The organism is Azospirillum sp. B506 (assembly GCF_000333595.1).
Lineage (GTDB): Bacteria > Pseudomonadota > Alphaproteobacteria > Azospirillales > Azospirillaceae > Azospirillum.
In genome coordinates this window covers 1-1,338 of the sequence record NZ_BADK01000911.1, presented here as the reverse complement: position 1 = coordinate 1,338, position 1,338 = coordinate 1, and the positions used below count along the sequence as shown (strand labels likewise).

Genomic DNA, 1,338 nt, shown 5'->3' with positions numbered 1-1,338 from the left:
GACTTGCGGATGCGCCGCGTCGCCACACTATAGTCAGCCCGTTAGAACACATCGTACGGCAGGCCGCGAGGCCGCCCGCTATGACACTGTGTCCTACCACGGAATCAGGTCGCCCTTCGCATCGGGCCGGGTTCCGCCCCATCACAGGTTCGGAGTTTTCATGAGCGCGCTTGCCGTCACCGACGATCTTTTCTTCAACCGCGCCGGCATGGACCGCGCCCGCGTGGAAGGCGTCGTGCAGGACGCCCTGCACAGTGCCGACGATGGGGAGCTGTACCTCGAATACGCCCAGAGCGAGTCGCTGGGCTGGGACGATGGGAAGCTGAAATCCGCCAGCTTCGACACCACCCAGGGCTTCGGCCTGCGCGCCATCGCCGGCGAGGCGACCGGCTACGCCCATGCCAGCAACCTGTCGGAAGAGGCGATCCGCCGTGCCGCGGCCACCGTGCGCGCCGTCCAGGCCGGCCACACCGGCACGCTGGCGGAACCGCCGGCCGGCACCAACCGCGCGCTCTACATCCCCGACAACCCCCTGCACCTCGTCCCCTTCATTGAGAAGGTGAAGCTGCTGGCCGATATCGACGCCTACGCCCGTGCCAAGGACGAGCGCGTGCGGCAGGTCAGCTGCTCGATCAGCGGCGAATGGCAGGCGGTGCAGATCATCCGCGCCGACGGCGTGCGTGTCGCCGACCTGCGCCCGCTGGTCCGCCTGAACGTCTCGGTCGTGGTGGCTGAGGGCGACCGGATGGAGACCGGCGGCTATGGCGGCGGCGGCCGCGTCACCTACGAACATTACATCCAGCCGGAGACCTGGCGCGGCTTCGTCGACGAGGCTCTGCGGCAGGCGCTGGTCAACCTGGCCTCCGTCCCCGCCCCGGCCGGCGAGATGACGGTGGTACTGGGCAGCGGTTGGCCCGGCATCCTGTTGCACGAGGCCATCGGCCACGGGCTGGAGGGCGATTTCAACCGCAAGAAGACTTCCGCCTTCTCCGGCCTGATGGGCCAGCGCATCGCCGCGCCCGGCGTCACCATCGTCGATGACGGCACCATCGAGAACTCGCGCGGCTCGATCAGCGTCGATGACGAGGGCACGCCGGGCCAGTGCACCACGCTGATCGAGGACGGCATCCTGGTCGGCTTCATGCAGGACCGCATGAACGCGCGCCTGATGGGCATGCGCCCCACCGGCAACGGCCGGCGCCAGAGCTTCGCCTACAACCCGATGCCGCGCATGACCAACACGGTGATGCGCAACGGCAACCACACGCCGGACGAGATCATCGCCTCGGTCAAGAAGGGCATCTACGCCAAGAATTTCGGCGGCGGTCAGGTCGACAT

At 67.9% G+C, this 1,338-nt stretch carries 1 protein-coding gene; it reads left to right on the top strand.

The window, feature by feature from the left end; all coding sequences use genetic code 11:
* Positions 1-160: 160 nt before the first annotated feature.
* The coding region (locus I71_RS28330; RefSeq protein ID WP_042702095.1) for a TldD/PmbA family protein at positions 161-1,338 on the top strand (1,178 nt) is incomplete at its 3' end.